The 1,275-nt window shown below is 36.3% G+C and carries 1 protein-coding gene; it reads right to left on the bottom strand.

What is annotated here, in order from left to right:
• Positions 1-1,275 (bottom strand): toxin Cry1Ac domain D-VI-related protein (locus ACOMCU_RS27990; protein WP_421052294.1); only part of this gene is annotated, 1,275 nt, incomplete at both ends.

The following is a 1,275-nucleotide window of genomic DNA, read 5'->3' as shown; positions in this document are numbered from 1 at the left end:
TTCCTTCAGTTTCACTAATTTCAACACGTACTTGGTCTGTATCCGGGAAGATATCAACAGTTTTTGTTACATAATCCTCTAATTCGTTGAATGTACCAGTTGTACTATTCTCACAAGACGTAAATGTAAGAGTTTCTATACCACCTGCACAATCACAAATCTTCACATAACCATTTCCATTTCCTTCTTTTTTACCTGTTACTCGTAACATATAACCATGATTGTGTTGTAAGCATATATTTTGTGACACATTGGCACTCCAATTTGGAATCACCAACACAGACGTACCATTTATTTGTTGCACTTCTGCATATGGTGTTGCATGCCAGTGCATTAGCCCATTTGTGAAGTCACCATTTTTTATGACATTTCGAAGGTTGTATAAATCGTTTGCTTGACTAATTTGGTTTTGCAATTCTGTATAGTTGTCATAATTCATGCCTGGTAGATTTGGTAACCATTCATTATAAACATAAGGAATTGACTGTACGAGAGTATCTGCTGCAATGATATTGGCTCTTGTTGTTTCATATTTCAGTGCTGTATATTGAGAATTAGTAAATAATGCATCTACAGCCATTTTTGCCTCACCGTATGCTTTTTGTGTTTCTAACTGTTTTTTGTCCATTGTGTCTTTCCATTTTTTCTCTCGTTTTTTTACATAGGCAAGTGATTCTCCAACTAATGGGCCATCCTCAATAATCTCTAAATTATCCAATGATGCATAGCCATCTGGTGAAGAAATTTTAAACAACATCCAAATCCCTAGATTCTCGTTCAAATCTATTTCTCCAGTATCTATGTGGAAAGAAAATTCATGTAAATCATGGCACATTTTAAGTGATGCTGTTTTTGGCACACATTGACACGTTTCAGGAGAAGCATATGAAGCATTTTGAATATTGTTGTTGATCCGCATTGAATTCATTACAGACATATTTCCGTCCATAGTTTGAGAGGCTGGGGACTTACATCGATCAAACCCACCACAAGAATTGAAAGATCCCTTATACGCTAAATCATTGGGTACATTCATGATAGCATCCACTTCTTCCGCATAACGTGTAACCAAGAGTTCTAGCTCTTGACTACTTTCCACAAAGCCCCTAGCAATATAACGTGTATAAGGTTTCAATTTGGATTCAACCACTTTTTGATATATATAGGTTGGGAAGTCTGCCGACCTTGCCCCTGGCATCTGCATGAAATTACCTTTAAAAATTGGATTATCCGATTGAATAGAGATATTATTGCTTGTCGTCCATCCATTTTCTC

Source organism: Lysinibacillus sp. UGB7, assembly GCF_049058285.1.
Taxonomy (GTDB): Bacteria; Bacillota; Bacilli; order Bacillales_A; family Planococcaceae; genus Lysinibacillus; species Lysinibacillus sphaericus_B.
This window is presented reverse-complemented; position numbering and strand designations above follow the sequence as displayed.